Annotated in this window: 22 protein-coding genes and 2 pseudogenes; 12 read left to right on the top strand and 12 right to left on the bottom strand. The window is 68.9% G+C overall.

Going from position 1 to position 24,526, the window contains the following annotated elements; translation table 11 throughout:
* Positions 1-49: 49 nt before the first annotated feature.
* Positions 50-889 carry an IS5 family transposase gene (locus ACGF0D_RS39030; protein WP_392924779.1) on the bottom strand — a complete coding sequence of 280 codons (840 nt, stop codon included), beginning with the start codon at positions 887-889 and terminating at the stop codon, positions 50-52.
* A 607-nt stretch (positions 890-1,496) separates the two neighbouring features.
* On the opposite strand from ACGF0D_RS39030, the gene ACGF0D_RS39025 reads away from it, so the two are divergent.
* Complete coding sequence (locus ACGF0D_RS39025; RefSeq protein WP_392924777.1) at positions 1,497-2,579, top strand: peptidoglycan-binding protein; 1,083 nt, start codon at positions 1,497-1,499, stop codon at positions 2,577-2,579.
* 317 nt (positions 2,580-2,896) lie between these two features.
* Here ACGF0D_RS39025 and ACGF0D_RS39020 read toward each other — a convergent pair whose 3' ends face one another.
* Together ACGF0D_RS39020 and ACGF0D_RS39015 are read right to left on the bottom strand one after the other, a co-directional pair.
* Positions 2,897-3,163: a hypothetical protein gene (locus ACGF0D_RS39020; RefSeq protein WP_392924775.1), complete on the bottom strand. Its 267-nt coding sequence runs from the start codon at positions 3,161-3,163 to the stop codon at positions 2,897-2,899.
* A 27-nt stretch (positions 3,164-3,190) separates the two neighbouring features.
* On the bottom strand, positions 3,191-3,361 hold the full coding sequence (locus ACGF0D_RS39015; RefSeq protein WP_392924801.1) for a hypothetical protein: 171 nt from the start codon (positions 3,359-3,361) through the stop codon (positions 3,191-3,193).
* A 27-nt stretch (positions 3,362-3,388) separates the two neighbouring features.
* Between ACGF0D_RS39015 and ACGF0D_RS39010 the strand changes: the two are divergent.
* Both ACGF0D_RS39010 and ACGF0D_RS39005 read left to right on the top strand, forming a co-directional pair.
* A pseudogene (locus tag ACGF0D_RS39010) lies at positions 3,389-3,622 on the top strand (ISL3 family transposase); the annotation flags it as partial.
* 470 nt (positions 3,623-4,092) lie between these two features.
* Positions 4,093-6,573 carry an NACHT domain-containing protein gene (locus ACGF0D_RS39005; protein ID WP_392924773.1) on the top strand — a complete coding sequence of 827 codons (2,481 nt, stop codon included), beginning with the start codon at positions 4,093-4,095 and terminating at the stop codon, positions 6,571-6,573.
* 357 nt (positions 6,574-6,930) lie between these two features.
* Here ACGF0D_RS39005 and ACGF0D_RS39000 read toward each other — a convergent pair whose 3' ends face one another.
* Positions 6,931-7,551: a plasmid pRiA4b ORF-3 family protein gene (locus ACGF0D_RS39000; protein WP_392924772.1), complete on the bottom strand. Its 621-nt coding sequence runs from the start codon at positions 7,549-7,551 to the stop codon at positions 6,931-6,933.
* A gap of 345 nt (positions 7,552-7,896) precedes the next feature.
* On the opposite strand from ACGF0D_RS39000, the gene ACGF0D_RS38995 reads away from it, so the two are divergent.
* Positions 7,897-8,925 (top strand): hypothetical protein, encoded by a 1,029-nt coding sequence (locus ACGF0D_RS38995; RefSeq protein WP_392924770.1) that lies wholly within the window; start codon positions 7,897-7,899, stop codon positions 8,923-8,925.
* Between the two features lie 102 nt (positions 8,926-9,027).
* Positions 9,028-9,324, top strand: a complete 297-nt coding sequence (locus ACGF0D_RS38990; RefSeq protein WP_392924768.1) for a hypothetical protein — start codon at positions 9,028-9,030, stop codon at positions 9,322-9,324.
* Positions 9,325-9,480: 156 nt separating this feature from the next.
* Here the strand turns inward: ACGF0D_RS38990 and ACGF0D_RS38985 are convergent, their stop codons facing one another.
* Positions 9,481-9,834, bottom strand: a complete 354-nt coding sequence (locus tag ACGF0D_RS38985; protein ID WP_392924766.1) for a hypothetical protein — start codon at positions 9,832-9,834, stop codon at positions 9,481-9,483.
* Positions 9,835-10,310: 476 nt separating this feature from the next.
* A complete protein-coding gene (locus ACGF0D_RS38980; protein WP_392924764.1) occupies positions 10,311-10,814 on the bottom strand; it encodes a hypothetical protein in 504 nt (167 codons plus the stop codon).
* Between the two features lie 147 nt (positions 10,815-10,961).
* Here ACGF0D_RS38980 and ACGF0D_RS38975 point away from each other — a divergent pair.
* Positions 10,962-11,704, top strand: a pseudogene (locus tag ACGF0D_RS38975) (transposase family protein).
* Here the strand turns inward: ACGF0D_RS38975 and ACGF0D_RS38970 are convergent.
* Entirely contained in the window at positions 11,691-12,179 is a 489-nt protein-coding gene (locus tag ACGF0D_RS38970; RefSeq protein WP_392924762.1) for a DUF6210 family protein, read from the bottom strand. The pseudogene ACGF0D_RS38975 and the gene ACGF0D_RS38970 overlap by 14 nt on opposite strands.
* Before the next feature lie 1,187 nt (positions 12,180-13,366).
* Between ACGF0D_RS38970 and ACGF0D_RS38965 the strand changes: the two genes are divergently transcribed.
* The 4 genes from ACGF0D_RS38965 (at position 13,367) to ACGF0D_RS38950 (ending at position 16,648) form a co-directional block, all read left to right on the top strand.
* Complete coding sequence (locus ACGF0D_RS38965; RefSeq protein WP_392924761.1) at positions 13,367-13,918, top strand: hypothetical protein; 552 nt, start codon at positions 13,367-13,369, stop codon at positions 13,916-13,918.
* Positions 13,919-13,929: 11 nt separating this feature from the next.
* Positions 13,930-14,634, top strand: coding sequence for a hypothetical protein (locus ACGF0D_RS38960; protein ID WP_392924759.1), 705 nt, complete (start codon positions 13,930-13,932; stop codon positions 14,632-14,634).
* A 213-nt stretch (positions 14,635-14,847) separates the two neighbouring features.
* On the top strand, positions 14,848-16,365 hold the full coding sequence (locus tag ACGF0D_RS38955) for an ISL3 family transposase (RefSeq protein ID WP_392924799.1): 1,518 nt from the start codon (positions 14,848-14,850) through the stop codon (positions 16,363-16,365).
* Positions 16,366-16,384: 19 nt separating this feature from the next.
* Positions 16,385-16,648 carry a DUF6221 family protein gene (locus ACGF0D_RS38950; protein WP_392924757.1) on the top strand — a complete coding sequence of 88 codons (264 nt, stop codon included), beginning with the start codon at positions 16,385-16,387 and terminating at the stop codon, positions 16,646-16,648.
* A gap of 193 nt (positions 16,649-16,841) precedes the next feature.
* Here the strand turns inward: ACGF0D_RS38950 and ACGF0D_RS38945 are convergent, their stop codons facing one another.
* From ACGF0D_RS38945 to ACGF0D_RS38925, 5 genes are all read right to left on the bottom strand, one after another.
* On the bottom strand, positions 16,842-17,537 hold the full coding sequence (locus ACGF0D_RS38945; RefSeq protein WP_392924756.1) for an alpha/beta hydrolase: 696 nt from the start codon (positions 17,535-17,537) through the stop codon (positions 16,842-16,844).
* 331 nt (positions 17,538-17,868) lie between these two features.
* Positions 17,869-18,855, bottom strand: coding sequence for a hypothetical protein (locus ACGF0D_RS38940; RefSeq protein ID WP_392924754.1), 987 nt, complete (start codon positions 18,853-18,855; stop codon positions 17,869-17,871).
* Positions 18,856-19,107: 252 nt separating this feature from the next.
* Complete coding sequence (locus ACGF0D_RS38935) at positions 19,108-19,512, bottom strand: DUF6009 family protein (RefSeq protein WP_097240598.1); 405 nt, start codon at positions 19,510-19,512, stop codon at positions 19,108-19,110.
* Positions 19,509-21,119, bottom strand: coding sequence for a phage/plasmid primase, P4 family (locus tag ACGF0D_RS38930; RefSeq protein WP_392924752.1), 1,611 nt, complete (start codon positions 21,117-21,119; stop codon positions 19,509-19,511). The genes ACGF0D_RS38935 and ACGF0D_RS38930 overlap by 4 nt, the downstream gene beginning before the upstream one ends.
* Positions 21,116-22,219 (bottom strand): bifunctional DNA primase/polymerase, encoded by a 1,104-nt coding sequence (locus tag ACGF0D_RS38925; protein WP_392924750.1) that lies wholly within the window; start codon positions 22,217-22,219, stop codon positions 21,116-21,118. The genes ACGF0D_RS38930 and ACGF0D_RS38925 overlap by 4 nt, the downstream gene beginning before the upstream one ends.
* A gap of 936 nt (positions 22,220-23,155) precedes the next feature.
* On the opposite strand from ACGF0D_RS38925, the gene ACGF0D_RS38920 reads away from it, so the two are divergent.
* Together ACGF0D_RS38920 and ACGF0D_RS38915 are read left to right on the top strand one after the other, a co-directional pair.
* Positions 23,156-24,163 (top strand): hypothetical protein, encoded by a 1,008-nt coding sequence (locus ACGF0D_RS38920; RefSeq protein WP_392924748.1) that lies wholly within the window; start codon positions 23,156-23,158, stop codon positions 24,161-24,163.
* Positions 24,160-24,351 (top strand): hypothetical protein, encoded by a 192-nt coding sequence (locus tag ACGF0D_RS38915; RefSeq protein ID WP_392924746.1) that lies wholly within the window; start codon positions 24,160-24,162, stop codon positions 24,349-24,351. Before ACGF0D_RS38920 ends, ACGF0D_RS38915 begins: the two co-directional genes overlap by 4 nt.
* The last annotated feature ends 175 nt before the right edge of the window (positions 24,352-24,526 follow it).

The following is a 24,526-nucleotide window of genomic DNA, read 5'->3' as shown; positions in this document are numbered from 1 at the left end:
CTCCGGAGTCTCAGAGGGCGTTTGAAGTGAGTGGATTGCCCTTTATGTTCTAGTAGGTTCCTCGCCAGGTTGGTGTGGTCTCGTCCGTTATGCGCTTGGTGAGGTTGTCGATCGAGGCGATGTGGATCATGGCTTCGGAGCTGGCCGGCAGGGTCTCGTAGTCGCGGGCCAACCGGCGGCGCTGCATGATCCATCCCAGACTTCGTTCGACCACCCACCGCCTTTTCACCACGTGGAAGCCGGGGACGTCGGACCTCCGGTGGACGACCTCGACGTCGATGCCCATGCGTGCGCCGTGCTCGATCATGGCGTTCTTGAAGCCGGTGTCGACCCAGCTCTTGGAAATGCTGGGATAGGTCTTCTTGGCCTGGTCAAGGAGGCGTATTCCCAGGGCGTTCTCGGACAGGCTCGCGGCGGCGACGGTGACGACGAGGATGAGTCCGATGGTGTCGGTGAGGATGCCTCGCTTGCGACCGGCGATTTTCTTTGCGGCGTCGGTTCCCTGGCTGGCCAGGGGCACGTTGGTGGAGGTTTTCACGCTCTGGGTGTCGATCACCGAGGCGGTCGGCTCGGGCTTGCGCCCTTCCTTCACCCGGGCCAATCCAGTGAGTTCGTAGTTGAGTTGGGCGAAGAGCCCCGCGTCGCGCCAGGCGGCGTAGTAGGCGTAGACGGTGCCGTGGTTGGGGAAGTCGTGCGGGAGGTACTTCCAGGGGATTCCGGTGCGGTTGACGTAGAGGATCGCGTTGAACACGTCGCGCAGTTCGACCTTCGCCGGCTGGCCGGTCGGCCGACGGTCAAGCCGGGCCTTTCTCCATGTCGTCAGAATCGGCTCGATCAGGGCCCGTCGGGCGTCGGACAGATCGCTCGGGTACGGCTTGCGCTCGGTCATGGCCCAGCGTCAGCACCGATGGGGCGGAGGATCTCGTTCCACTGTCAGACCGGCGTTTCTATGACTTCTTCAAACCAGACGGACTTCAAGGCACAGATGTGGGCGAGACAGACAGTCGATCCTCCGATCGAAGGAGGGGCGTTGTTTATCTATCGGGCATATCGCCACCAAAGCGGCGCGACCATAAGGAATTCATGGGATCAGAGACGCCAAAACGCCCTCTCAACGCTCGGCTATCCACAAACTGCAGTCCCTGGCGATCCAAAAGCGGATAGCCGTGTGATCAAGGTTGGGGGAGGCTCGTCCTGAATGCGGCCGGATGCAGTTCACCGGCCGTCTGCGCCAGCGCTCCTGAGTCTGGGTCGAGCGTTCAGACCATCCCGGAAAGGACATGATTGTTCGAGTTGAGCGTGCCCCAGTCGGCTTTCGGGTCCGCCGCAACTCGCGGGAGGTCGCCCGGACACCCGCCAACCGGGCTGACATGCCCCAACTTGTCGGTGCTGACCACCGTTCGGACGGTCTGGATCTGTCCGTCGAGCATGCGAGCGCCAGGCGGTGAAGCACCCTGTCCTCCCTGGCGAATCATCATGAACCTGGAGAGCCTTCTGTGAGTACCCTCCTGCCCACCCGGCGTCGCCTCTCCCTGGGCCTGGCCCTGGCAGCCGCGCTGACGGGCCTTGGCGCGTACACCGCCTCGGCCGCGTCCGCCGCGACCGTGCCGGCCCCGATACCCCTCACCTCCCCGGCCTGCCCGGCCAACCTGCAGCTGGGTGAGGTCGACGGCTGCGTCACCCAGCTCCAAGTGGAGCTCAACCGGACCGGCGCAACCCTCACCGTGGACGGCCAGTTCGGATCGGCCACCGACACGGCCGTGCGCACCTTCCAGGCCTCGCACTCGCTGACCGTCGACGGAATCGTGGGCCCGGCCACCAAGTCGTCGCTCGACGCGGCGGCGGCCGCCGCCTCCGGCACCGTGGACCTGCGCACCCAGTGCGGCGACCTGCAGACCGGCGCCACCGGCGCGTGCGCCAGCACCCTGCAGACGATGCTCAACACCTTCAACGCGGGCCGCCTCACCGTCGACGGGCAGTTCGGCCCCGCCACCGACACCGCCGTACGCAACTTCGAGGCCGCCCACGCCCTGACCATCGACGGCATCGTCGGCACGGCCGTCAAGAACGCCCTCTACACCAGCACCCCCACCCCGCTGCCCAGCGGCCCCGTCTCCCCCACCAAGGTCCTGAACGCCGCGAAGTCCTACCTCGGCGTCCCGTACGTGTGGGGCGGCGGCCACTCCCTGCACGGTGAGGGCCCCGGCCCCTCGCTGGGCACGTGCGACCAATACACCGGCCCCCAGCCCTGCAAGGCCAACACCACCGCCGGCCTGGACTGTTCCGGCCTGGTGCGCGCGGCCTTCTGGTTCGGCGCCGGCATCGACCTCGCCAATGGCGGCGACACCACCGAGCAGACCCTGGACAGCCACCTCACCCCGATAACCGAGTCCCAGCGCCAACCCGGCGACGTCGAGTACTTCGGCACGGACGCCCACAACACCGTGCACGCCGTCCTTTACGCCGGCACCGACCCTGCCACCGGCACGGACATGATGTACGAGGCGAAGGAGACAAACACCAACGTCCACTACGTGACCCTTCGCACCGGCGGCTACTGGTACCACGTCTCGGGCTGACCGCCCGGGTGTGGGGGGGGGGGGGGGGGGGGGGGCCCCCCCCCCCCCCCCCCCCCCCCCCCCCCCCCCCCCCCCCCCCGACACCACCCGCCCAGGGCAGCTTTCCGCTCCAGCACGCTGCCATCGTCGGCGTCATGGTGCGGTGGTTCGGTTTCGCCGGGCGCCCGCGCCCGGCGTACCTTCTCGCGATCGGCCACGACCCGCGCACCGAGCTCTTCAAGGGCATCCCACTGCCGCCTCGTGGTCGACGAGGACGCCGACCGGGGCGTGCTCCGATGCCGTGAGCCGGGTGCGCGGCGGAACCCTTCCGGCATGGTCTACCGCTGATCGAACAGGCGTCGAGTCTCGTCGTCGGCCGGCAGGAACGTCTCCAGATGAAGCCCTTCCAGGGCGGCATCCGTGGCGGTGCTGAGGGTGGAGAGGGTGCTGAAGAACCGCAGCGAGCTGCCGTTCACATCGATTTCGAGAGTGATCACCGGCCCCGCGAAGGGGGCGGCGGCATCGGGTCTGTCGAGGTAGCCGACGATCTCCGCGGCGAGATCGTAGTGGCGCTGGTCATGGGTGCGCTCGGCACGGTGGCTCACCTGCTGCAGCAGATGGCCGCCCCACTGCTAGAGATTGCCGATCCGGCCGGCCAGCCCGTCCGGATGCAGACAGACCCGGACCACATTGATCGGCGGCTCCAGCAGTTCCGGCGCGCAACCGGCCAGCAACTGGGCAACGGCGGCGTTGGCGTCGACGATGTCCCAGTGATCGTCCAACAGCAGCGCGGGGTACGGCATATGGGCGTCGAGGAGCCGGCGTAGACCGTCCGCTACATCACCCAGGGCCGCGCCGAGGGCGACAAACCCGTCACCACCCCGCGGCGGTTCGCCTGCCTCCTCCTCAGCCGCCCCGAGAACCTGCGCGACAAGGACACCGCACTGCTGAGGGAACTCACTGCGGCATGCCCCGAGATGACCGAACTCGTACGTCTGACCGGAGAGTTCGCGCAACTGCTGACGCCGACCGAGGGCAACGACACCAAGCTCTCCGACTGGATCACGTCAGACGGGGTACGGGGTACGTGAGCGGACGAGTACGTGGCAGGTACAACGCGCCGGGAGTTCGATCGAACACTCGGGGGTGATCGTCACTGGGTTCTATCTGAGCACCCACAAGCACACGCCGGGGATCCGGCTGATCGGCCCGATCCAGCAGGAGTCCTGAACTCTGCCGTAGAAGCGGAACCCTTCCGGATTCTGCCGTGAGAGACGCCGGCCGTGGTTCTGGCTCACCCATGATGTCTATGTGCCGTTTACAACAGTCTTTTGTGTTCTCCGCCTTGATCGCAGAAACGGCTCGACTCGAAATCTCACGATCGTCTGAGGTCATCACTCTCCACTGCCCCTGACAAGCCTCCCTGGAGCCGCCACCCGGTCCACCGGAAACCCGTCGGCGACAGACGTCGGCCTGCCAGCATGTCGGGGTGACTGGAGAGGTACACAACCACAGCGAAGGATCACCCCAGAACGTGATCCAGGCGGGACAGATCCACGCCCTCTATCTGAACTCCTCCCCCGCCTCCCGCAGCAGACGGTCGGCCAACGCCGACGCCGAGAACGATGCCCTGGACGGGCTGGCCCGTGAGGTGCTGGATCAGTGGCGGGATGAGGCCAGTGTCCGAGGTCTGCACCATCCGGTTCCGATGGCGGTTCCCTGGGAGCTGGAGCAGGGTCACCGGAACGACCCGAACGCAGAGCGTCCTGAACTGGCCGGGCTTGAGGATCTGGTGGCCTGGGTCCGAACGCTCACGCCACGCCAGCTGGTGGTCACCGGTCCTGGCGGAGCGGGGAAGTCGTCCCTGGTCGTCCTGATCGCGGTCGAGCTGCTGAAGGCCAGGGACCCCGGCTCCGGGGAGAGCGTGCCGGTCATCCTGGCAATGCCGGACTGGGAGCCCGGGACCAGCGTCCAAGACTGGGTCATCAGGCGCATCAGCGAGGAGTACGGAAGGCTCGTCGAAGGCCTGGATCAGCCGGTCGTGGAGTCACTGGTGCGGGGTCAGCGGATCGTTCCCGTGCTCGACGGCCTCGACGAGCTCCCTCCGCTGGCTCGCGAAGACGCGGTGAGGGCGCTGGAGCGTGCACTCGGCACGACGGACCCCCTGATTCTGACCTCCCGACCGGAGGCCTACCAGCCTGTCGTGGACGACTCGCCGGTACTGCGCCATGTGCCCGTGCTGCGTCTTTGCCCGGTGACTCCCGAGGCTGGGCGCGCGTACCTCGCCCAGATGTGTCATCGGGATCGTCTCGGCCCCTGGCAGTCGCTCTTCGACGCGATGGAGAAGGACTCCGAAGGCCCTGTCGCCACCACCCTCTCCTCGCCCCTGATGCTCTCGCTCGCGGCAACGGTGTACGCGCCCAGGAACGCCGATCCTCGTGAACTGCTCGATGCGACGCGGCTGCCCGCAGAGGCGGACATCAAGGGCCATCTCCTGGACGCGCTGATCCCGGCTGTCTGCGCACAGGGGCCCCGTCCCTCCTACCTCCCCGGGCCGGTGCGCCGTTGGAAGTCCGACAGAGCGCCCGCGTACTTCCGCTTCCTGGCCGGCGAGCTCCGCCGCCGGCGTACCCAGGACATCGCGTGGTGGCAGCTGAGGAGCCGGCTGACCGAGCCGGGCATCTGGGGCACCCTCGTGATCGTCGCCGTCGGCATCTACGGCACGGCGGTGAGCTATGCGATCGCGGGGCTGGCCACCCTCCTGGGTGTCTCTCCCCCACGGCCCGGCCTCGGGATCCTGGGCGTGGGCCAAGTACTCGGTGCCGTCGCCGCGGTCGCCATCATCACAACGGCCTTCGGCAGGGTGCTCACGAGGCACCTGTTCAGCGGCTTCGACGATCGCCCACGACGACCGGCGGCCGGAATCAGTGGACGGCTGTTCCTGGCAGCAGCGGCGGTGGCGACGACAGCCGTCGGCGTGGCCCTGCCCGGCAGCACGTCGGCGACCCTGTGTGTCTTCCTTCTTCCTCTGCTCTCCGGTGTGCTCCTGACCCGGTCGACCGAGTCCGACGTAACGGCCAGGCCCAGGCAGCTGCTGCGCGACGAGCGCAGGATCGCTCTCGTCGAATCCACGGTGGTCGCACCGGCCATCGCGGCGACCTCACTGGCGTTCTTCCACTGGCTCAACGGCGATCCGATGCTCATCAGTAGCGGTCTCGTCATCGGCTGGTCGTGCTCGGCCGCCGTCCTGATCGCCCTCAGCCGCTGGGGCCGGTGGACGGCGACGCGGCTCATCCTGGCGAGGCGTCGATGCCTGCCACGCGATGTGGTGGGCTTCCTCGAGGACGGCCGCCAGTTGGGCGTGCTGAGGCGGTTCGGCGGGATCTACCAGTTCCGGCACGCCGAGTTGAAGTCCCGTCTTGCCGGAGAGACGCCGGACCCGATGCCCGACAGTGCCGCAGGAGCACGCGAAGTGGTGCTCAGGAGCAGCGTGCGGAGCATCGGGGCCCTACGGGCGTTGGCATGCGATCTGCTGGGGCTGACCGCCGTGTTCCTCCTGGTGGTCTCCCCCGTGTCCTCGGGCTCGGGCTTCCAGGCCGACTTGCGCCAGACCTGGCTGCTGACCGTGCGTTGGTGGCCCGTGCTGTTGGCCGCGCTCGGCGTTCTCGTCCTGGGGGCACTGGCCCTGCGAGCGGTCGCGACGCGGCTGCGCATCGACGGTGACGGTGTGGAACTCAACGAGGGCCGCAAACTGCGGCTGCGGTGGGATGAGGTGGCGGAGACACGGGTGATCAGGGTCCGATCCCGCAGAAATGTGGAGACCGGCTCCCCTGATCTGAACGTCTCGTACTGCCTCGCGATGAAGCCATTGGCCGGGCTGCAGACGCCGAACTTCCCCACCGACGCAGACGGCTGGATCCGAGTGTGGGAGCTGGGCTCCACCGAGGTGGTACCGCTCGATCTGGAGCTTGCGCTCTCCCGGTTCGCCGCCGACCGGTGGCGCCGTGACGGCTGAAGCCTGAGGCTGCCCAACGACACCGGGGACGGCGGGGAGTTCCACCCTGGTCATCCACACGGCGGTCCGCGACTGCTCGGATCGCGCTGCCCCGTCACCCGCCGGACGCTGCAGGATTTTCCGCGGAAAATCCTGCAGCGTCCGGCGGAGCCAGGCAGACGCTCGGTGTTCAGCGCCTCGGCTCACATCCAGGCGTACGGGCGCCGGACACATCGTGGCCGCGGCCGCGCTGGATGCGAGGATTTTCCGCGGAAAATTCCAGCGGTCGGAAGCTGGTGCAGCGCCGCGTTTGATCTTGCGAGGGTCCTGATCGCCCCGGTGGTAGCCGGGGCGACGGGGACCGGCGGAGGCCAGGTCTCAGTTCGGGACCAGCACGGTCGCGTGGCCGGCGAGCGCGGTGTTGGTCTCGTCCAGATCGAAGGCGGCAGGGTCGAACTGGTCGGCCGATTCCAGGCCGAGCCATTCGAGGCGTTCCTCGTGTTCTTCGTGGCCGGGGTCGGCAAGAATCTCGACGAGGTGGTCGTAGCCCCAGATCCCACCGCAGTCCTCGGGCGGGCCGGCACGACGGCCGGTGAGACAACGCGGGTAGGAGACACCGGGTTCGGCGTCTCCTACGGCTTCGACGAGGATGTCGTGCTCCCAGTGGTCGCCGAAGTCGTAGGTGTAGCCGAACCGTGCGCCGACGCAGGGGGCGATCTGGTCGAGGCGCATCGTTGCCGCACTGCGGATTCCCAGGTCCCGGTCGGTGACCCCGTACCGTTCGCGCCCAGTCTCGAAGGCCCACATGTGGTAGTCCTCCCAGCCGAACGCGGCCTGGACCAGGTCGTGCAGCCGCCGCAGATCGGTGCCCGAGGGCACCTGGAGGCGACGCCAGATCGGTGGCCGGGAGCCGGACAGGGTGACCTTGATCGTGTGGACGGACGTTCCCACGGCGGTCCGGGAGCGGGTGGACGGATCGATGCGCCTGGTGTTCGACATGGCCGTCATCCTGCCAGTGGCGCCGGCCTCGGCCAGGACGTTCGCCGTCGGCTCACTCGCCCGTGTGACGCTGTCCAGCGCATGTCGAATCCGGGAGAGGTCATGCCGGTGCACAGTCCGTTCACGGTGGGGGCCGGGACAAGGACCAGCGGGCGATCGCCGACTCCCCGGCAGGACACGGGATCTCCGGGGTCGGGCAGATCCTGACCGGCATGGACATCCCACCCGGCCGACGCGACCCGACTGTCCCGAACAACGCGGTTTCGACAGCAGCTTCAGGGGTGCAGAGACTGCTGCCGGGGGTGCTCGACGGCCGAGATCGCCGGGTGTCTAAGGTCGCGTTCCATGACGAGGACCACTCCGCCGCGCCCGCTTGATGTCGAAGCGCTCTTCCCGGAACTGGCCGCCTACCGGGGTACGACGACGCGGCTCCACCCACGGCCGGGCAGCCCGACGATGACTGACAGCTCGGTGGGTGGTCCGATGCTGTGGTCGGCGGAGGAGCCGTGGCCGGTGTGCGGTGAGGCCCACGGCCGGGGGCGAGGTCGGCGTCCGGCCGACATCCACCGCTACCGGGGGATCCTGGCTGCCGCGTGGGCTCGGGAGCAGAGCCCGGGCCCTACGGAGGAGGAACGGGAGCTCCTGGCCGAGCTGGACCTGGAGCACCGGCTCCCCGAGGTGTCGCAGACGGATCCGTTGCCGATGATCGGCCTGGCGCAGCTGTACCGGCGGGATGTCCCGGACATGCCGCCGGGGCCGGAGGACTGCGACCTGCTCCAGGTGTTCTGGTGTCCCTTCGACGCGCACGGCCCGAGCCGGTACGACCTGAATCTGCGTGTGCGCTGGCGGCGGTCGTGGGAGGTCGGGGACGTGTTGGCCGTTCCCCCGCAGCCGTTGGTCGTCGGAGCCGCCGGATTCGTGCCCGAGCCCTGCGTGCTGCACCCGGAGCAGGTGGTCAGCTACCCGTTCGCCGGCCTCCTGCCCGAGGAGCTGTGCGCCCGGCTCGACGCCTGGGACGAGACCCAGGAGGAGGCCATGCGGTCGGCTGACGAGATCGCAGCCCATGCGGTCGGCTACCAGTACGACCTGTCGATCCCGCCCGGCTGGCGCGTCGGCGGCTTCGCCTCCTGGCACGCCACCGACCCGTACCCCATGGACTGCCGGAGTTGCCGCACGCCGATGCACCTACTGCTGACCATCGACAGCTCGGAATGGGACGGCGGCAGCGGCAGCTGGAAGCCGCTGGAGGATCGGGACCTGCCTGCCCATCGGTCCGCCACCCCCACCGAAATCGTCGTGGGCCGATTCGGCGAGCTGAACGTCTTCGCCTGCCCCACCGATTCCAACCATCCGCACCGCTGGAGCATCCAGTAGCACGAGCGGCGGCCCCGCCCGGTTCGGTGCTCCGATCATCGGCGAACGCGGGTGCTGTCGCCCGGGCAAAGCGGCGCGACGTTCTCCCGCTACCTTTCTGGCATGGTCAGCAAACGAAAGCCGTACTGGTGGACCTTCGGAACTCCGACGACACTCGTTCTGTACCGGACGCCGGAGCGGTGGCGGTATGCCGTCCACTTCACCGGACCGGAAGGCGTCGCCGACGGGGCACTCGACCATCCCACCACCTCCGGCGAGCCCGAGAGCGCACAGGCAGCCATGCATCGCAGAGCCGAAGAGTTCACCCGCCGCGAGCTCGAGATCAGTTGGGCAGAAGCCGATCGGCCAGACCACTGGACCGGCCTGATCACCAGCGCCGGCCCGCTCCCTGCCCTCTGACGACCAGATCCCCATCGACCCACTTCAATGGTTCCGGCGAACCCTGCGGTCACGGCACTGGTCCTCGACAACGGCTCGTCCCCTGTCATGCCCGCCGCCCGGGCCTGGCCGGCAGCCCACCCAGGCTTCACCCTGCGCCATACGCCTCTGCACGTCTCATGGCTGAACCAGATGGAGATCTTCTGCTCGATCCTCGCCCGTCGTCTCCTCCGCCGGGTCAATCCCACTCTGAACTCCGCCGAAGCCCTTCCAGAATTTTCCGCGGAAAATCAGTGGGTCGGTGCCGACGATCCTGGCTACGGGTTCACGACCCCTACTACACACGCTCCCGCCCCGTGGTCGTACTGACTGCCTCAGCATCGTCATCACTGAGCGAGCAGACTCCCATGTCAGCTGGATGAGCACGGTGTGGGAGAGCACTCCGGCAAGGTCGGCGACGTCGTTGTCAGTGACGTAGTCCAGCGGCGCGACGTCCTCCGCGCGCCGAAGCAACTCGACGAGATCGGCCACGCGGGGGTTGAGGAACAGCGGTAGGTCGGGACAGGTAGATCCCGAGCCGATTCATGGGGCACCATCGGGGTTCCCTGGCAGCCCGGCTCGCTACCTCCGACGGGGCGCGCCGACACACCGTCCGCTTCAGCCCGTTCACCATGTGACTCCGGAACGAGCTTCGCGCGGTCGACATCCGAGTCGTGGGACACCTCAAGGGGGCCCGCCGGATCCTTTCCGTCACCCGGCGGCCCACGGGTATGCAGCCGGCCGGAGCGGGCGCAGGCCCGCCACTCCGCGGGCGGATCGGCAGGGGCGGACTCGGGAATTTTCCGCGGAAAATTCGCGGCACCTGCGAGCGTTGTTGGGACGGGCGATCGCTCGGCACGTCCCGAGTGCTTAATCGACGACTGCCCCGAGCGGGTTGCAGCGCCGCCAGGGTCCCGGGAATTTTCCGCAGAAAATCGGTGGGCCAAGGGCTGCCCCACAAGGGCGGCTCACAGCTCCGGAAACGGCGGGATGTGGTCCATCATCTGCAACAACCGCCTTGCGGATGCGGCCTCCTCTGGATGTACGGAGGAGGCCACACCTTCGATGACTGACCGACCCGCGAAGACGGCTGTCCTCGCGGCCGCCTCCCAGCCGGGTTGCTGGTGGTAGCTCGTGTCGCGCTTGCCGTTCCTGGCTGCCGTAGCGGCGGAGTGCCACTGGTCGGTCTGGCAGATGCTGCCCAGCAGGGCCAACAGCTCGGCCTTGTATGCCACATGAGGGGTCCCGGCCAGTTCGACAAGGAACGGGACCGTGGGAGCTGTCGCCTCACTGACAACGAACCCCAGCGCACAGATGGCGTCGCCCAGTTCATCGATAGCGATGCGGGCCGCGTCCTCATCCCCGTAGGCGATCCGGGACAGCAGAGAAGGAATCCCGCCGGCCGGAGCCCCCGTTGCGTCACGCAGCTCTGCCCAGCGGACCCCAGAGACGCTCTTCAACAGTCCTCCCACGCCCTGCTCCTCATCCGGATCCTCGCGCCGGCTCCGTCGCTGCCTCAACCATGCTCCCGCTGTTGGTGGTACCCGCAGCCGGGAGGCACTCCGACCAGCCGGCGCCACAGGGAGCAGGCTTGATGCCGTGATCTTGCCGGGACTGGAGTGATCACGGCAGCGGAATCAACCTGGATAGCCCCGTTCACCGGCTTGGGGCCACGCGAGTTCAAGAAGCTGATCACGATGCTCCATCGCGAGGGCGCCTGCACGGTCCGTCCTGGCCGGCCGTGGAACCTGCCGCTGGAGGACCGAGTCCTGCTGATCGCAGCTACTGGCGCACCAACCTGACACTGCGGCAGCTCGCGCCCCTGTTTGGCTTCTCCAAGTCGGCGGCCAGCCGAAGCATCGGGCGCATCGACCGCCCCTGGCACTCAAGCCCCGGCGCCGGTTCCGCAGAAACACCGTGCTGATCGTCGACGGCACCCTTGTCCCCACCCTCGACCACACCATAGCCGAGCAGTCCAAGAACTACAGGTGTTCCACCAACCACCAGGTGGTCGTAGACGCCCACTCCCGGCTGATAGTGGAGGTCGGCAGACCTCTGCCGGCAACCGGAACGACTGAAAGGAATGGGAAGAGTCCGGTGCCATGGCGGCGGTCGGCCGGACCACCACGATCGCCGACGGCGGCTACCCGGGGACCGGCCTGGTCATCCCGAACCACTGCCCCAAAGGCGGCAGGCCACCGAGTGGCAAGCCGAGCACAACCGTGGGCACAAACAAGTCCGTGCCCGTGCCGATCATGTGTTCGCCAGGATGAAGACCTGGAAGATCCTTCGTGACTGCCGCCACAAGGCTGGTCCTCTGCCTCGGGGAGGACGGCTGATCGCCGGGTTCAGTCGGAGTTAAACCACATCAGTACTGCGGGGCCGTCCGGCGTGATCACCGGCACCCAGGCCTCGTCGGCGTCGCGGATCCGGCTCTCGTCCAGTCGCAGAGGGTGCGGCTCCTCGGTGGTCCCGTCGCATGCCCAGTAGCGGATGGCTTCGATGATCCCGCGGAGCCTGTCCCGCTCGTCATCCGGCCACGCGTAGTTCCAGGTGCCGGCCCCACGGAAGTCCTTCTCGAAGAGCTCGCGCAACGCGTCCAGCTCATCAGGGCCGAACAGCGGCACCAGGAAGCCCTCGACCTGTCCCTGTCGACAGGCGGTTCCGCCGTACTGCTGCTGATAGAAGACCCCCGTCTTCGCCTCGACCACCGCATACAGCCAGCCACCGGCACTCATGCCGTCAGGATCGAGGGGAACGAAGCGTCGAGAGCTCATGGCGGCAGTCTTCCGGCCGCTGGCCACAAGTTCAACGACAATTTCCACCTGCAAGATCATTCACGGGACACCGCCTGGTACGACCTCTGGGCCCTCTGCGTCCTGCTCGACATCATCTCCCCACCGCCTGACGGCTTCGGCCTGGTCGACCCGCCCGCTTCTCCCCTGAGGGGCCGTACCCACCTGCCCGACCTCACTCGCCGACTGCGTCACCGCCCCGCCCAATACCTCCAGAACCGCTTCCACGACTGGACAGTCACAGCGACGCGTCCATCTCGCTCCCCGTCCTGATCGCACTGGTCGAACCGTCCCGTCCCATGGGCGTGCGAGCCCTCCAGGCACTCCACCGGATGGAGCCCGCCCTATCCGTCCGACCTACAACCCAGCTGACGCCGCGAGCGGGGGACGGACGGCGGCGGGGGAGTAGGGCCTTGGGAACAGCACTCAACGGGGTTGGTCGGTGAGGGCGCGCGCGGCTGGGTGCGTCCGCGATCCGCACGGAGAATTTTCCGCGGAAAATCCGGGCCACCGGAAGCTGCCGTCGAGGGCAGGTGTCTGACGATGACGTGGCAGCCTGCGAAGGGCTCAGGTAGCTGCCCCTTCCAGGGCTCCCCCGCATCATGAAATTTTCCGCGGAAAATCGGAGGCCCTCCGCCGACCCGACCCGACGCTTTCGGCCCGGAAGGGGCGACCGTTCTGCCCCTCCCTCGCATGGACCGGGGTGACTGATGGCGGATGAAGCAGGCCACTCCCGATCGCAGAGCAGGATGTCCGCCGCCAAGTCCCGCTCTCCAGGGGCATCCCTGAAGACCAACACTGGACAGCTCCGGACCCCCGTGCCAAGGTCGGGGGCCCGGTCACGATGTCGCCGTAGGGAGTGTCCCGCCACAGGGCGGCTTCCCACGTCGGGCCCGATGCACGCGGGTTGCGATCACGGTCAGCCGGTTCGACGGTCTGGTGTCAGCGATGCCGACTGACCGACGGCCGTCGGATTTTCCGCGGAAAATCGTCCGGCCGGAGGCTCGAAGCAACGGCCCACTGGCCAGGCCGGGTGCGTCCGAGATCGGCTCAGGGCCTCCCCCTCCTCGCCCGCTGCCAGTGAACTCGTGACGTCCTGCCCTGTGCCCTGAAGAGTCGACCGGTACCGGACGTCGCGCTTCGGACTTCGCATCGCTCCGAGGCGATCCACCTCCTGCCGTCCCGAACCGGTGACCCCTACTGTCCGAGCCACCCCGTACGGTCGCCTGGTGACGGATGACGAGATCATTGAGGCCTGCCGAGGAATTGCTCAGGAACGTCAGGCACCCCCACCTGCCCCGCCGCAGGCCCTCGCCGAGGCGGAACGTGTCATCGGCTTCGCGTTCCCCACGCTTCTGCGACGCCTCTACACCGAGGTGTCCAACGGTGGCTTCGGGCCCGTCAACGGCGTCCTGCCGGTCGATGTGGGACAAGGACACGAGCACATCGCGGAAGCCTATGAGCACGGACCGGATCCCACTGGGAGAGTGCCGGCCGGAGTGGTGCCGCTCTTCGACTGGGGCTGCACGCTGTGGTCGATGGTCGACTTCCGCGACGTGGACGGCGCGATGTGGTCCAACGCAGAGGGCGATTGTCGGCAGCAAGGCGTCACCCTGGCCCAGTGGCTGGTGGCCGCGATGAACGACGGGCTGAGCTTCGCCTGGTCGGACGGAGTGCCGCCGGAAGGCGAACGGCACCGGCCGACCCCACCGGCTGACCGCCACGAGAGCAGGACGGATTCGTCCTGGCAGACCTCGGGCGACTGGACGCCCGGATGGTGAACTGGTCACGGATGCACGACTGCTACGGGGAAGTCGACCGCGTTCCCGAGCTCCTGGAACGCGTCGAGCGCGAAGACGATGCCGAGGCATGGACGGAACTCGGATACCGGCTGTGCCTGGAGAACGACCTCGTCTTCCCCGCCGGCTTCGCAGCCCTTCCCCGTCTGATACGACTCGCGTCGAACAACCCGCGGGCGCGCGCACTGGCCGGGACGATCCTGCAGCGCGCGGCAGGGCACCACGGTTGCGACGACCTGTTCGCTGACTGCGCCGAGACGGTCGCCGAGTTCCGTGCGCTGCTGGACCTGCACCTGAAGTCGCGGCCGGACGACTACCTCGCAGGGTTCCTCGCTTCGCTGGCGGCCCGGGAGCAGTACCACTGGAGCGCGGCCTTGGGGGACTTCACCGACGACTTCTACGACCTCGCCTGCCCCCACTGCGACGCAGAGGTCACGATCGCCATCGGCGACTACGGGCGCTATTCGGCGATCCGGGACTGGAACCTCGGTGACGTCGACCGACGCGATCTGCGGCCGGCGTCCCCCGAGGGGCTGTCCGGGCCAGGCCGATGGATGCACGAGACGGCCGTCCGGGACGGGCAGGAGGAACTCGCCTGCGCAATCACCTACCTCTTCGGCGACGCCGAATGCCCGCGCTGTGCCAGCGTGTTCAACATCGCGGACGAATACGCGTTCGCCAACTGCCCAGGCTCGTAGCGACCCACCGGTCCACAGTCCACGACGTCCCGGCTGTCGGCGTACCCGTGAATTTGCTCAGCTGCGTACGCATGAACGGGCTCTGGCGCTGATCTTGTGACGCCGTGTTGACCTGATCGTTTCGTATGGGTGTGTGTTGCTGGGGGCTTGCAGCGGGTCTTGCCGCATCTGGCAGGCGTGGTGGTCGAGGCAGTGGACCAGGGCGTGAATTCCATGGTGTTGCGAGCGCGTTCTCGTGCGCGCTCGGCGCGGTGTCCCCAGTGTGGGAAGCGGTCGGGCCGAATACACGGCCGGTACGAACGGCGGCTTAGGGATGGGCCGTTGGGCGGGATGCCGGTGGTGGTCGTGCTGCTGATTCGGCGGTTCAAGTGCGCGACGGTCGACTGTCCGGCGGCCACGTTCGCCGAGCAGATACCAGGGCTGACGCGTCCGCACGCCCGGCACACGCCCGTACTGCACAAGCTGCTGGCCGGAGTAGCGCAGACGCTGGCCGGACGGCCCGGTGCACGGCTCGCCCGAAGGCTGGGCATGCCGGCGGCCAAGGACACCATGCTGCGGCTGCTACGGGCCAGCGCGCTGGAGGGAGCGGGGGTCGTGCGGGTACTGGGCGTCGACGAGTTCGCCCTGCTCAAGGGTCACACCTATGCCACGCTGTTGGTCGATCTCGAAGCCCGCCGACCGATCGACGTGCTGCCCGGCCGTGAGGCCGCGCCGGTGGCCCGCTGGCTGGCCGACCACCCAGAAGTACAGATCATCTGCCGCGACCGGGCCTCCGCCTATGCAGAGGCCGCCCGGCAGGCCGCTCCTCAGGCCGTCCAGGTCGCCGATGCCTGGCACCTGTGGAACAACCTGGCCAAGGCTGTGGAGAAGACCGTCACCGGCCACTACGGCTGCATCCGCTCCGCTCACGCTGCAGTGCACCAGCCCGGGAAGCCTCAGCCACCGGCGGAGCCGGACGGGATGCTGGATGTCCGAGGACGGCCTCGCCGCATTGTCGCCACCATCCGCGAACGGCACCGCGCTGTCCACCAACTCCTCGCCCAGGGCCGTTCCCTGCGTGGCATCAGCCGAGATCTTGACCTGGACTACTACGCGGTCCGCCGCTATGCCCGGACGGCGGACGTCGACGAGCTGCTGGTGAAGGTGACCCAGCGCCGGACCCTGCTGGATGACTACAAGCCCTACATTTACCAGCGGTTCGTCCAGGGCTGCCGCAACGCGAGCCAGCTCCACCGGGAGGTTCGCGACCAGGGCTTTCCCGGTGACCGGAGCGTCGTCAACTCCTACGTTCGCCTCCTCAAGCAGGGCTTGATCGCAGCCCCTCCGCCCCCGGCACTGCCGAAGCCCAGACGAGTCCTGCGCTGGATCATGACCCGTCCCGACCACCTGCGGCCCGAGGAGTCCGTGGGCCTGAAGGAGATACGTGCGGCCTGTCCCGAACTCGACGCGACCGTCGAGCACGTCCGGGGATTCGGATCGCTCATGCACGAGCACCGCGGCGAAGGCCTCGACGGATGGATCGACCAGGTCAGGCATCATGATCTACCGGCCCTGCGGCAGTTCGCCGACGGCCTCCTGCACGACCGGGACGCTGTCGTCGCCGGGCTGTCGAGCAGCTGGAGCTCCGGCCAGGTCGAAGGCCAGGTCACCAGGGTCAAACTTCTCAAGCGCGCCGGCTATGGCAGAGCCAAACTCGATCTACTCCGCACCCGGATCCTCCTACGAGTTTGAGGCCACAGAGAATCAACTCATGGAGGACATCATGAGGTTTCTTCACGCCCGCTATGAAGCGGACTGCCATGCCTATGCAGAGGTGGCCTACCGCTTCGGCGGGGACGCTCTCCTCGACAGTCATCTGCCGATGCTCGACCTGGTGAACATGCTGGCCCGCGACTACGAGGCAATGGATTCCTCGGACCCGCGCTTCGCGGGTCTCGCCTACGCTCTCCGCGCGCTCGCACAGTCGTACGCCGAGCACCCCGACTACCGGGAGGCGTGGAGACCGCAGGATTGACCAACGGGATCTACCTCCAGCGCGTCACAAGATCAGCGCCAGAGCCCGTTCACCTGTACGCGACTGGGCACATTCGGGTGTACGCCGACACCCCGGCTCGTAGCGACCCACCGGTCCGCAGTCCACGACGTCCCGGCAGGCTTCCTCCGGCTCGTACTCCGATCGCCGGCCCGGTTCTCCTCCGCAGCTGTCGTCACAGACTCAGCAGCAGGTCCCGGACCGCCGCGGGCTGGGACAGGAACGGGTGGTGGCCGGCATCGAGCTCGACGACGCGGCCGGCGCGGCGGGCGAACTCGCGTTGCAGCCGCGGCGGCGTGCCCCGGTCCTGAGCGCACACGAGGTAGGTGGAGGGCAGTTGCCGCCATGCGGCCGCGCCGACCGGCTGCCCGGTCACCTGGAGGCTCTGCCGGGCGAGGTGGTCGGCCGCCTGCGCCTGGACCTCCGGATCGCAGTCCTGCAGGAAGGTGTCCGCGAGCGACTCCGGGCGGACCCCGAACGTGCCGCTGCCGGGGTCGACGTCGAGGAAGGGGCCGGGGCGGCCGTCGCCGAACTGCGACAGGCTCTGCCCGACCTCGGGCAGGTAGCTGGAGACCAGCAGCAGGTGGCGCACCGACCCGACTCCCGCGGCGGCCTCGGCGGTGACGATGCCGCCGTAGCTGTGGGCGACCACGACGGTCGGCTCGTCGCTCGCCCTCAGCATCTCCCGCACCGCGGCGACGTCCTCCGGGAGACCCGGGCCGCCGAGGCCGCCGGGCACGCCCGTCTCGCCGCAGCTGGGCAGCGCCGGGGCCGCGCTGGGCACCCCCCGTTCCCGCAGCAGCTCGGCGGTGCGGTGCCACCACCACGACCCGTCCCGAACACACGCCCCGTGCACGAACACGACTCTCATCGTCACCTCCACGTCGGCCTCGACAGATCACGTTCACCACCCGGGGCGGCAGGTGCTGCACGACGCGCCGGTGGCGACCGGACCTGCTCGCCGCGGCATTTCTGCAGAGGCATCACGTGATCGGTTCGGCGGGCTGTCGCCCTCCACCGCTTCCCCTCCGGGGTGAAGGCGAAGGAGTCAGGAACCGGGCCCTGCCCGAATCGCACCGCCAGAAGGCGGCTCCCCGCGGACTCGGTCACGTCGCGTCCGTCGTCGAAGGCCTCTCCCCGGCCGGGTGCCACCGTGGTTCCGGGAGCGGAACACACCGTGGCACGGGCCCGCACCACGAGGGCTACTGCATGACCTCCAGGTGCGGGTGGTCGAAGGAGACCGGGCAGTAGTAGAGCTGCATGTTGTAGCTCCGGCCGATCTGGATGCCGATGTCGTCACCCGCATCCCGGTCCTCGACGGGGTCCCAGCCACTGCCGTCCAGAGCGCCGGAGCCGATCGTCAGCAGCGGCTTCATGACCGACTCGCAGGCGCGGCACCGCATGACCCACGCATCACGGAAGCTCCACGGCCCCCAGCCGCCGACCTTCCAGCCCGGAGCGACCGACAGCTCGAACTGGTAGTAGGCCCGGAACTCGTCGGCCGACCGGTACCCGGGGTCCTTGCCGGTGAACTCCTGCTCGCACCAGTCCACGATCCGGCTCGCCAGGCCCGACTCCAGTTCCAGCAACGACGGGTACTCCGTCACCACCTCCGGGTGCAGGACGCACGGCTCGGGCACGTACTGGCCGTGGTTGGACGCGTCTGCGGGTTCCGGCTGCACGGCCGACACCCTGCCGACCTCTGCCGAAGAGCGCCACACCAGTCGGGTGGCCGGCATCCACTCCGGTTCGTGTTCCAGGGGGCACCACAGCACCTGGAGCAGGTCCGCCCCGTCGGGGCAGGGCAGGCCGGGGACGTCGCGGGCGTAGAGCTGGGCCACCGGCACGAGGAGGTTGGGCTCCCCGCTCCACGGATGCCCCTCGTACGTCGCGTTCAGGGCCGCTTCCTCCTGTGCGGTGCGCGTCCCGCCGGCCCAGCCGATGTCGATGAGTCTGCGGCGCAGCCGAACGTCGGCGGGCGACACGGGCGGCTCGTCCTCCGGATGCGGCTCGGTGCACGCGGGCCAAGGCTCGTCGGCCGGCCACAGCAGTGGGCCACCGACAGAGCTGTCTCGGGCGGTCGGCGTGCCCAGGCGCGGGTGCAGGCGCACCGTCCGGCGGGCCAGGGGCGCCAGTTCGGGGAAGACGGCGGCTATGTCGACCGGGCGCGGTGGGGTGGTGCGGGCCATCGGAACCCTTCACGGGAGCGGGGGAGGCTGACGAGCGGACCCTATCCGTCACCGCGGACAGTGCGGCCCCGGGATCCTCACGGCCCCATCGGAGGCCCTGCGTCCCGCCCTTCTGTCCGGACTCTCGCGCCGGAGCCCCACGGCTTCCCGGATCACCACCGATCGTCGTCCGGGGAGTCCCGGGCCGGCGAGTCGGTGAGGGGCGGCCCGTTTCCGAACCGCCCCTCACCGTTGTGCCGCGTCCTCGGGCTGTCAGGCCTTCGGAAGCGTTATCCCCAGTTCGAGCATGGCGGGCGAGGCCGGGCCGCCCTCGGAACGCTCGGTCTTGTAGCCCTTGACGCCCGGGGCGACAGTGCGAGGGTCCACGGCCTCGGAGGGGGCGCCGGTGGAGTAGAGGCCCTCGGGGTCCTGGTCGCGGTCGTGCGGCAGGAGCCAGAAGACGCGGCGGCGGAAGGTGCCGGAGGCCCTCGAAGACTTGGCGTCGGGGCCGAGGATCGCGTAGCCGACCATGCGGCCGTCGCGGTGGTAGGCCGGGCGGCCGCGGCGGGTGGTGAGCCGGTCCAACGACTGACGGACGTAGTCGAGGTCGGAGGTGTCCTCCAGCCAGACGAGGTCGGTTTCGTGGGCGAGCTCGGCCGGGTCGATCAGCGCGCTCACGCGTTGTGCTCCTCTGTGTCGTCGGTGATCAGGCCGATGCCCGGGTAGTACTTACGGCTGTTGGACAGGACCATCTCCTTGGGAGAGGTCATACCCAGTGTCTCGCGAACTCGTGCGGCGAAGGCACGCCCGGATACGGGATTGGCCCCTTCGAAGCCGCACCAACGGGTGTAGGCGCCGAAGAGCTGGGACTGTTCGGCCCGCATGCCCTCGCCTGTGACGCAGGCCTCCTTCAGGAAGCGGCCGACGTGGTCCTCGGTCTCGGCGTAGGCGGTGGTGGCGGTCTGGACGGCCTGGGGGCCTGCGAGGTCCTTCTCGCCGGCGAAGTAGCGGCAGGCGCCTTCGATGAGCCAGGCGAGGATGCCGGGGCCTTCCTCGGCGACGAGGACGTGGGCCAGGTTGTCGATCTTGCGTTCCTCGGGGACGACCCGCTCGAACGGGATCAGGCGCATGCGCCGCCAGAAGGCGAAGCCGCCGGTGCCGACCTCGGGGCGGTGGTTGCCGAGCAGCCAGAGCTTGTGGGTGGGCTCGAAGGAGAAGAAGTCCTGGCGCATCCGGCGGGCCTTGATCTTGTCGCCGCCGGTGAGCAGTTTGACCCGGGCCTCGTCGAAGCGGTCGCCGGGCTTGAGCTCGGAGCAGACGATGATGCGACGGCCGTGGAGTTCGGCGAGGTCGGTGGGGTGGCCGTCGAAGGTCTTGGCCATGAGGAAGCCGGGCGGGGCCGCGTCGGCGTAGTCGCCGAGGAGCTGGATCATGACGTCGAGCAGGACGGACTTGCCGTTCTTGCCCTGGCCGTAGAGGAACGGCATGACCTGGGCGCCGACGTCGCCGCTGATGGAGTATCCGAGCAGCAGGTGGAGGAAGTCGCGGGTCTGGCGGCCTTCCTTGTCGTCACCGAAGGTGTCGGTCAGGAAGCGGTCCCAGCGCGGGGTGGGCATCCGAGCGGGGGCCAGGGTGGTGGAGCGCGAGTGGTGATGGACCTTCGGGTCGGGCGGGACGATGGCACCGGTGCGCAGGTCGACGACGCCGCCGGGGGTGCACAGGGCGTAGGCGTCGGCGTCGAGGAGGGCGGCGTTGAGGACCATGCCGGGGGCGGACTTGGCCTGGGCGAGCATGGCGTTCATGCCGGAGGTGGACAGCGCCCGGCGGCGGTGCCGACGCAGGTCGGTGTTGGTGTAGATGCCGCCCGCGTCGTGGGTGGCGATGCTCTCGGCCATCTCGCCGGCGGCCCACAGGACGGTGTCGTCCTCGTCGAGCTGCCAGCGGTGGGCGGACCAGCGGTACCAGCCGAGGCCGGGAACGTGGCGGTAGTCGCCTCCGTAGAGGTGGACGAAGAGCTTGGCGTTGCCCCGGTCTGAGAGCGAGTCGGGCAGCAGGCCGTGAGGGGTCGCCTGCGGGCCCGTCGCGGCGGCCTGTACGGGCTCTGCGGCCGCCTTCGGAACCGGGGGAGCGGCCGCCGCGGGCGCGGGGTCGAGGAGGCTCTCCTGGACGGCGGTGCCGTTCCACGGGGGCTGCGAGGGGCCCGGGACGGGCGGGTAGTCCAGGATCTGTTGCGCCGTGGCCACGGGGTCGAAGACCGTCCTCTTGCGGCGGGTGCTGTCGGTCATCCGCGGACCTTCCCGATGCGCAGGGGCTGGCGGCTGCCGGCTGCCAGGCCGGAGCGGATGACGGCGGAGTTGTGCCTGTCCTGGGCGGGACGGGCGGTGCGGGCCGCCTCGAGGAGGAGCTGTTCGGCGGCGGCGTGGGTGAGGTGGCCGGCCGAGACCAGGCCGCCCACGGTGTAGGCGGCGCGGTTGAGCTTGCCGGTGAAGCCCGCGCCCTCGGGAGTGCCGGCGCAGTCGGTGACTTCCTGGAGGACGGTGTCGAGCACCTTCTCCGCGCCTTTCTTCCCCCCGCCCGCGGCGACGACGGCCTGGCGGGCGCGGTCGGGGACGGCCGGCTGCGGCACGCTCGGTCGGCCGGGCCGGTCCTGGAGGTGGCCGGTACGGACGAGTTCCTCGCCGAGCCACTCGGGCAGCGGCGCGGGGATCCTGGCGCCGGGAAGCGGGGTGTAGGTGCCTGCCGCGGTGACGGTGCCGGGGGCGACGATGTAGCCGCCGTGGGCGCGGACGTCGACCTGCCAGGCCAGGGCACGGCCCGCGGATGAACCGGTGGAGCAGGCGAACCGGCGGTCGGTGTGGTCCTGGTACCAGATGTGCAGGCCACCGGAGGGGGTGCGGACGCGCAGGGTGCCCTCGTCCGTGGTCAGATCGGGAGCCCGGCGCAGGGCGGCCAGCAGGGCGAGGGTGTGGTAGCCGTTCTCGAGTCCTTCGAGGTCGACGTCCTCGTGGATCGGGATGCCGGGAAGGATGCGGTCGCGGGCGGGGACGACGTCGGTGTGGTTGTCGACGTCGATGACGACCAGTCCGGCCGGGCCGCAGGCAACACCCGTGCCGAAGTCCGGGTTGACCCGCCACCAGGCGGTGAGGACGTCCTGGTCCAGAGTCGCTGCGTGAAAGCCGTGGCACCAGCGGCCGACTGCGGGGCAGGGGCAGTCGGCGGGGGAATGCGGGGAGTCCTGGCAGGGGCGGCAGTTCGCGGGCGGGGTCTTGCGCCCGGGGGCGAGCGGGTGGACGGGCCAGCCCTGGGCCGCACACCAGCGTGCAACGGCCAGCGCATCCGGCTGGCGGTCCGCTCGGTCGCTCCCCACGGCCATCGGCGCCGTCACGCTGGTCCCTTCCCCTTGTTCGGTAGCTGCTCGGACTTGAGTCGCTGGCTCAGTCGCTGAGGCAAAAAGCCAGGTCAGGGCACTGGCGGGCACCGGGTCAGCGACTGAAGCGACCGAAGTTCAGAAGATAGCTCACACAGACTAGCCGAGCGGGGACGTGCGGACTGTCACTGCCACTGCTTGCAGGCGAACTCAGCGACCAAGCCCTGGGAGAGCGACTGAGCCCGTTCGGTCGCTGGTTTGGTCGCTCTGACGTTTCCGCAGGTCAAGCGCATTTCCCACAGCAAACAGCGACTGAAGCGACTGTAGCCCGGGTCTATAACGCGCACACGCACACGGGAATGTCTTTATATACCCGACCTTGAGTCGCTTCGGTCGCTGTCGGGGTGGGTAAACATGCCCTGACCTGGTGTTTTGTCGAGCGACTGAAGCTCAGCGACTGAAAGCGACTGAGTCTCTCGGGGCGTTTTCCCCGGCGTGTCGGGCGTGTCAGGTCTGCCCGAAGGCCCCAGCCGAGTCGCTTGGGTCGCTTCGGTAGCTCCAGCGACCGTCTCTTGAGGTGCGGACCGTACGAGCGCTGCCGAAGCGGGGGAAGACGACGCACGCTGGTGCCGGCCAGGACCCGTGGCTGTCAGTCGCTTGGGTCGCTGCCTGTCTGCAGGGCAGCACGATCAGGTGGCGGCTCGGCCGACGACCAGCGACTCAGCGACCCAAGCGACTCAAGGACGGACGTGTCGACGTACCTGGTACGGGCTCAGCGAGTTTCCTCAGGGCGAACGTTCTCCTTCCGGAACCGCTTCCCGCTGCCCCAGGGGTCTGGTAGAACGAGATCAGGTGACGTCATCTCCCGCTCGGCGGGACCCGCGTCGCCGGCTGACAACCAAACCACCGAACTCTCCCAACCGAGGGAGAGTCGAGCTGTGGAGGAACTTCGACGTGCCCGTCGTCGCCGTTTACGTTCCCGCTGCATCGAAGCGGAACCTTGAGATCAGTCTGCGCGAGTCCCTCTGGGGCTGGAAGCAGTACATCGCCGACACGGCGGACACACCCCGAGTACTCGCCGCGTTGAAGGCGGGTGACTACCTCCTCCTCGGCCACCGGGGCCCGAATGCCAGGGTCCCCCACGGAGGCTGGTCCGACGCGGTCCTGCGTGAACTGGCGGTCGCCCGTGTCACCGGGCCCGTCACGTTGCAGACGACCAGCATGTGGCCCGACGACGTCTACCCGGTGCGCGTCCCCCTGGACGTCCTGGGAATCGAGACGTCCGTGAGCGGAGACGAGCTCGGGGCCGAGGCCATGGAGGCCCTCCGACTCTCGGCCAACAAGCAGGGTGCACCTGTTCCCGTACCGGACGAGGTCCTGGACCGCTTCATGGACTCCATGGGACGTCGGCCGATCCAGGAAGGCGGACCCGAAGCCGGTCTTCCGGCGAGCACGGACCTCCCCGGCTCGGACCTGACCGACCCTGCCGTGCGCTACCTCGACCTGGACCCCGACTCGGACCGCCCCACCCGGACTTTCGCGCACCGTGAGACGGCCGGGCTGCGGCACGTCCTGTTCACAAAGCCCACCGCCGAGTGCGCGCTGTGCGGACGTACGCTTCCGACCGGTCTCCTGCGAGCAGCCCACATCCGCAAGCGTTCGCAGTCCAACCTGGAGCAGCGCTCGCACCTGGCCAACGTCATGGCGGTCTGCGTGCTCGGCTGCGACGCCCTGTTCGAGGACGGCTTCGTCCTCGTGACAGCCGAAGGCCGGGTGGAGGCGTCACCGAAGGCCGGGATGTCCGAGGACCTCCTCGCCGCGGCCGAGGCCATCGCCGGCAGGCAGTGCACCGCGCACAGTGAGGCCAGCGAGGAGTACTTCGCCTGGCACCGGGAGAACGTGGCCTCATCCCCGAGCCCGGCGGCAGCCCCGTCCACCGGGACGGAGGTGCGGTTCGCATGAGCGCCACCGGAAAGACGAAGCCCAAGCCGCAGGCCCGCCGTGAGCCGCCCTACTTCACCCTCAAGGTCGGCGGACTGACGGTCGTGCTCAAGCACCGCCCCAGGCTCGTGCCCCTCGTGCTGACCGGATCCGGTGCGGCGGTGGGCACGGCGGTCAGCTTTTTCCTCCAGGCACGCTCCGGCGGGTGAGCCTGGGCGGGGTTCCGGAACGTACCCAAGCAGTTCCTGCCCCCTGACGTGGGGGGTGGGGGGGGGCCCCCGGCCCCCCCCCCCCCCCGGGGGGGGGGGGGGGCGCCGCGCGGGGGGGGGGGGGCCCCCGGCCGGGGCCGCCCGCCCGAGGCCGCTGTGGCCGGCCGGGCAGGCC

Origin of the sequence: Kitasatospora sp. NPDC048298, from assembly GCF_043201465.1 — a bacterium.
Lineage (GTDB): Bacteria > Actinomycetota > Actinomycetes > Streptomycetales > Streptomycetaceae > Kitasatospora.
Note: the sequence above shows the minus strand (reverse complement) of the source record. Positions and strands in the feature narration are given on the sequence as shown.